The 5,254-nt window shown below is 35.0% G+C and carries 8 protein-coding genes; 7 read left to right on the top strand and 1 reads right to left on the bottom strand.

The window, feature by feature from the left end; all coding sequences use genetic code 11:
* Positions 1 to 956, bottom strand: a 956-nt coding sequence (locus ACW6OJ_RS07305) for a chromosomal replication initiator protein DnaA (RefSeq protein ID WP_456096173.1), incomplete at its 3' end; no start/stop codon positions are given.
* 515 nt (positions 957 to 1,471) lie between these two features.
* Between ACW6OJ_RS07305 and rpmH the strand changes: the two genes are divergently transcribed.
* The 7 genes from rpmH to ACW6OJ_RS07270 all read left to right on the top strand — a co-directional run.
* Positions 1,472 to 1,606, top strand: a complete 135-nt coding sequence (gene rpmH / locus ACW6OJ_RS07300; RefSeq protein WP_007788395.1) for a 50S ribosomal protein L34 — start codon at positions 1,472 to 1,474, stop codon at positions 1,604 to 1,606.
* A gap of 77 nt (positions 1,607 to 1,683) precedes the next feature.
* On the top strand, positions 1,684 to 2,061 hold the full coding sequence (gene rnpA, locus ACW6OJ_RS07295) for a ribonuclease P protein component (RefSeq protein WP_456096172.1): 378 nt from the start codon (positions 1,684 to 1,686) through the stop codon (positions 2,059 to 2,061).
* A gap of 8 nt (positions 2,062 to 2,069) precedes the next feature.
* A complete protein-coding gene (gene yidD, locus ACW6OJ_RS07290) occupies positions 2,070 to 2,333 on the top strand; it encodes a membrane protein insertion efficiency factor YidD (RefSeq protein WP_412426607.1) in 264 nt (87 codons plus the stop codon).
* 45 nt (positions 2,334 to 2,378) lie between these two features.
* Positions 2,379 to 3,080, top strand: coding sequence for a YidC/Oxa1 family membrane protein insertase (locus ACW6OJ_RS07285; protein WP_313964547.1), 702 nt, complete (start codon positions 2,379 to 2,381; stop codon positions 3,078 to 3,080).
* Positions 3,081 to 3,095: 15 nt separating this feature from the next.
* Positions 3,096 to 3,866: an RNA-binding cell elongation regulator Jag/EloR gene (jag, locus tag ACW6OJ_RS07280; protein ID WP_456096171.1), complete on the top strand. Its 771-nt coding sequence runs from the start codon at positions 3,096 to 3,098 to the stop codon at positions 3,864 to 3,866.
* Between the two features lie 203 nt (positions 3,867 to 4,069).
* A complete protein-coding gene (locus tag ACW6OJ_RS07275) occupies positions 4,070 to 4,954 on the top strand; it encodes a Rossmann-like and DUF2520 domain-containing protein (protein WP_456096170.1) in 885 nt (294 codons plus the stop codon).
* Positions 4,955 to 4,971: 17 nt separating this feature from the next.
* Positions 4,972 to 5,254 (top strand): 3-methyl-2-oxobutanoate hydroxymethyltransferase (locus ACW6OJ_RS07270; RefSeq protein ID WP_456096169.1); only part of this gene is annotated, 283 nt, incomplete at its 3' end.

The following is a 5,254-nucleotide window of genomic DNA, read 5'->3' as shown; positions in this document are numbered from 1 at the left end:
ATATTTGACTTTACATTGTCTGCTATATATTCAAATACATCTGAATCTATTTCTAGTTTGTCATTTTCAGCCTTATTTTGCAGGATGGCCATCCTAGTACCATAATCAGGTGCCTGTATATCTGTAATCAAGCCCCATACAAACCTAGACCTTAATCTTTCCTCAAGTTCTGGTATATCCTTAGGTGGCTTGTCACTTGATAGGATAATCTTCTTGCCAGCACCATGTACATCATTGAAGGTATGGAATAGTTCTTCCTGGACAGAGTTTTTACCAGCTACGAACTGGACATCATCTATCATAAATATATCAACATTCCTATATTTTTCTCTAAACTCGCTATTCTTCTTTTCTCTTATAGCTGTGACCATCTCATTGGTAAAGGTTTCAGATGAAACATATAGTATCTTTTTTGATGAATCTCTTTCCAAGACCCTGTGGCCGATAGCATGCATAAGGTGGGTTTTTCCAAGACCTACACCACCATACAAAAACAAGGGATTATCATTAGCTGTCTCGTCGTATTCAGCTACCCTTTGACATGCAGCAACTGCCATAGCATTACTTGATCCTACGACAAATGTATCAAATGTATATTTTGGATTTAGGTTTGAATTAGCTATACTTGTAGCCAGGTCCATTATTTTTTCATTATTTTCATTGGTATTACTGGTCTTTTCATGGTCTGTATTCATTCCAGTATCATTAGTATCATCATTCGTCAAAACGATGATATCCTTAACATTTACTGCCAATTCATCAAAAGCTGCTAAAATAGTTTCTTTCTGCTGTTTTTCAAAAAACTCCTTAGACCTATTATCTCCACTTAGGTATAAAATATTGCTGTTAATTGCTATAGGAACAATATTATCATTTAAGTATAGGGTAAATATTGCCTTTGGGAAAACACCCTTTAGCTTTTGTTGTGCTGAAGTCCACAAATTTTTCACATCCATTTACCAGTGACCCTCCTTTATCTATTATATATTGTGTATATTTTGTTGATAGTAATGGTATAATTGCGAATAAAAAAACTTAGGCATAAAAATTATACATATACAATTGTGTATAAATAGTGAATAAAAAATATACTTATCAACAAGGTGGAAAACTTCCACTATTTTGAGTGTATATACATTATATACCGATAATAAAAAAAGTTGTCCACAAAGTTATTAACAAAATGTGGATAATTTACTCTTTATTTTTCAACTTTTCAACATCTAGTTATTTGTGTGGATAAAACCTATAAATTTATCCTGTATATTGTTGATAAAAAAAATATAAAAAAATTTAAAAAGATAGGTGGGTTTGAAAATTAATTTTAGTAGGTAGATTTTTTATAATAAATCTTATATAAATGGGATAAATTCAATGAATTTACGAAAAATAATTGACTTTTAATCATATAATCATTATAATTATATTGTTATGTTTACAATGATGATTAAAGGAAAGGAGTGTTCTAAGGATGAAGAGAACTTATCAGCCAAAGAAAAGACAGAGAAAAAGAGAACATGGATTCAGAAAGAGAATGAAGTCTCCAAACGGAAGAAATGTTTTAAAGAGAAGAAGAGCTAAAGGTAGAAACAGATTAACTCACTAATTTGTAGGTTAGTTCTAATTTTATAATATGAAAAACCACTGTTATGGTGGTTTTTTTTGTAAAGGTGGAGGTTGTTGATGCAATTTAATAACACCGACGGAATCAAAAAAGATTCTGATTTCAGAAGGGTTTACCAAAGGGGTAAATCTTTGGCCGACAGAAATTTGGTCATATATACAATGAAGAACAAGTCAGACAAGTCTAGGATTGGTATATCAATATCCAAGAAGGTGGGCAAGGCCCATGTTAGAAATAGGATCAGGAGATGTATCAAGGAGGCCTATAGACTAAATATAGACGAAAGAGTTCAGGCTGGCTATGACATGGTATTTATAGCCAGGGTAAGTGCTGCTGACAAGGATTATAGAGAGATTGAAAGGTCTCTCAAGTATATATGTAAGAAGGCCAATATAATTAAGAAGGATAGTAAGAAACAGGTATCAAAGAAGAGGTGACTTGGACTATGAGGTTTCTAATAGATAATATTAAAGGATTATTTAAGAAGGTCAGTAGTATCTTAGCCAAGGCCTGTATAGGTCTGGTTAGGTTTTACCAGGTTTTTATATCTCCCCTAAAGGGACCTACTTGTAGGTTTTATCCTACCTGCTCTCAATACTCTATCCAGGCATTTAAAAAATATGGCTTCCTAAAGGGACTGTGGTTGACTCTTAGAAGAGTAAGTAAGTGTCACCCTTTTCACCCAGGCGGTTACGACCCTTTGAAGTAGGAGGTCTATCTCAAAAGTTGAGGTATAATTTACCAGGAGGTAATAATGGGACAGATTGCAAGTTTATTTGGTATAGCCCTAAAGGCTATATATGGTGTAATAGGTAACTATGGTTTATCTGTTATAGTCTTTACTATTATAGTAAAGATGATAATGATGCCTTTGACAGTAAAGCAGACAAAGTCTACCTTTGCTATGTCAGAGATCAATCCAAAGATTAAGGAAATCCAGGCTAAGTACAAAAATAAGCCTGAAAAGCAGAACGAAGAAATATCTAAGCTATACAAGGAATCAGGTATAAATCCTTTATCAGGATGTTTGCCAATCCTAATACAGATGCCTATCCTGATGGGACTATTCTATGTCTTTAAGGATCCTGTAACATATGGTGTATTTGCCAATAAGGCAGCCATGGTGGCAGCAAATGGTAACTTTTTATGGATAAAGGCCCTATCTAAGCCAGACTATATACTAGCTGTATTTGCAGGTGTCAGTGCCTACCTAATGCAGAAGGTAATGACTCCTAAGGACCAGATAGAGGGACCGATGAAGATGATGTCTTGGTTATTGGCGGGTATGTCACTATATTGGGGATTCGTATTACCAGCAGCTCTTGCTCTATATTGGTGTGTAAGTAATATATTCTCTGTATTCCAGTACTATCTAATTACTAGACCTTTAAAAGCCAAGTTGATTCAGGAAAAGGAAGATAAAGAGGCTGGCAAGGCTAGCTTTAAAAATAAGTAGTAGGGGGTGTTGATAGTGGAATCAAAGGTATTTTACGCAAAAAGTTCAGAGGAAGCTGTTGAACAGCTTCTAAAGTCTACTAAGGCAGACAAGGATAGTATTAAAATTACAGTTTTAGAAAAGCCAAGCAAGGGATTTTTAGGTATAGGGGCCAAGAGTGGTGTCTTCAGCCTAGAGTATGAAGTGGCAAAGGAAACTGAACCAGCTAGGGAAGAATTAGTAGAAGAAAATAAGGAAGAAATCCTAGTTGAGGATGAGCTTCTAAAGACTGAGCCAAGTGGCCAGGACAAGGTTGAAAATAAGGAAATACAAGATAAAGTAAACATAACAGATGAAGATGAAATAAGGATAGCAAGGGAATTTGTAGTAGAATTACTTAAGAACGCTGATGTAGAAGCAGAGGTTGATGTTGTACTTGAGGACAACCTAATAAAGGTTAAGATAAGTGGCGACGATGCAAGTTGTTTGATTGGTAGAAGGGGTGATACCCTAGATGCTATTCAGTTCTTAACAGGCCTAGCCCTTAACAAGTTTAATAAGGACTCACATACTAGGGTCTTTGTAGATATTGAAAACTATAGGAGCAAGAGGGAGGAATCTCTAAAGAGATACTGCTACAAGGCTGCTAGAGAGGTTGCTAAGACTAGGAGAACTAAGAAGCTTGACTTTATGAATCCTTATGAAAGAAGGATAATCCATTCAGCCCTTCAGAACGATAGGTTTGTAATAACTTATAGTGAGGGAACAGACCCATATAGAAGAGTTGTAATTGAATATAAGAGATAGTGAAAATAAGAGGGGAACCTAAAACAAGGTATACCCTCTTTATTTTTTATATATGATTAGTGGTGATAAAAAGTAGTATTTTTCTTGATTTTTAATTGAGATTATGATAAATTTTACTTGTATGGTGGTATTCGAAGGAAACTACACATTTTGAATAATTTAATAATTTTTGATAGTATTACACTCTTTGGAGGTGATAACTAATGTACAACATAGGAATTATTGGCGCAGGTAAGGTTGGTGTGTCCCTAGGTAGGTACTTGTCAGGTCTTGAGTATACAAACCTGGTAGGTTATTATAGTAGGAGTCTTGACAGTTCGGCCTATGCTGCAAAGGTAACAAATTCAGGTAAGTTTACCAATATTGAAAAGTTAGTAGAAAAAAGTAATGTCATACTTATAACTACTCCGGATGATAAAATAAGTCAGGTCTGGAGTACAATATCAAAATTTAGTATTCAAAATAAGATAGTTTGCCATTGTAGTGGCTCACTGTCATCAGAAATTTTCTTCGATATATCTTCTAAGGGAGCCAGTGGTTGCTCCATGCATCCAATTTTAGCAATTTCAAGCAAGGAAAATTCATACAAGGACCTAGCTAGTGCCTTTTTTACACTAGAAGGACAGGATGAGGCTATTGAGTTTTTTTCTAAGGTCTTAGATTCAAAAGGAAATAAGTATAAGGTTCTCTCGAGTAGGGAAAAAACCAAGTACCATATTTCATCTGTATTTATAAGTAACCTAATTATAGCCATGGGAAGTATATCTATAAAGCTATTAGGTGACTATAATTTTAGCCAAGAAGAGGCCTTAACTGCCCTTAAGTCCTTGGCTATAGGAAATATGAACAAGCTTTTTGCAATAGGTCCCCAGGATGCTCTGACTGGACCTGTAGAGAGAAACGATCTAGGTACTGTAGAAAGACACCTAAAAGCCTTAGACCATGATCACTATGATGATATAGAAAAAATATATAGACTTTTAAGTCTAGAGCTTGTAGGTCTTGCTAGGGAAAAAAATTGTGATAGGGATTATAGTAGGTTGGAAAATTTATTATTGAAAGGTCCTAATCCTCAAGTTATGGATTAGGGGAAATGGGAGAAAATATGAAAAATACAGTTTTAACGTTTAAGGAAGCTAAACAAAAGGGTGAAAAATTAACTATGCTTACTGCATATGACTATTCGACTGCCAAGCTGGTAGATGAAGCGGGTGTAAACTCAATTTTGGTTGGTGATTCATTAGGTATGGTAATGCTAGGATATGAAGACACCCTAAGCGTAACTATTGAGGACATGATCCACCACACAGCTGCAGTTGCTAGGGGTACAAAGAATGCCTTAGTTGTAGGTGATATGCCATTTTTATCATATAATACAGGTATTAGGG

Source organism: Peptostreptococcus sp., assembly GCF_977045075.1.
Note: the sequence above shows the minus strand (reverse complement) of the source record. Positions and strands in the feature narration are given on the sequence as shown.

What these genes read in the sequence shown, in the direction of transcription:
- ACW6OJ_RS07285 (WP_313964547.1), top strand. Translation starts at nt 2,379, where the DNA reads ATGGGACAGATTGCAAGTTTATTTGGTATAGCCCTAAAGGCTATATAT.
- rnpA (WP_456096172.1), top strand. Translation starts at nt 1,684, where the DNA reads ATGCAATTTAATAACACCGACGGAATCAAAAAAGATTCTGATTTCAGA.
- ACW6OJ_RS07275 (WP_456096170.1), top strand. Translation starts at nt 4,070, where the DNA reads ATGTACAACATAGGAATTATTGGCGCAGGTAAGGTTGGTGTGTCCCTA.
- yidD (WP_412426607.1), top strand. Translation starts at nt 2,070, where the DNA reads ATGAGGTTTCTAATAGATAATATTAAAGGATTATTTAAGAAGGTCAGT.
- rpmH (WP_007788395.1), top strand. Translation starts at nt 1,472, where the DNA reads ATGAAGAGAACTTATCAGCCAAAGAAAAGACAGAGAAAAAGAGAACAT.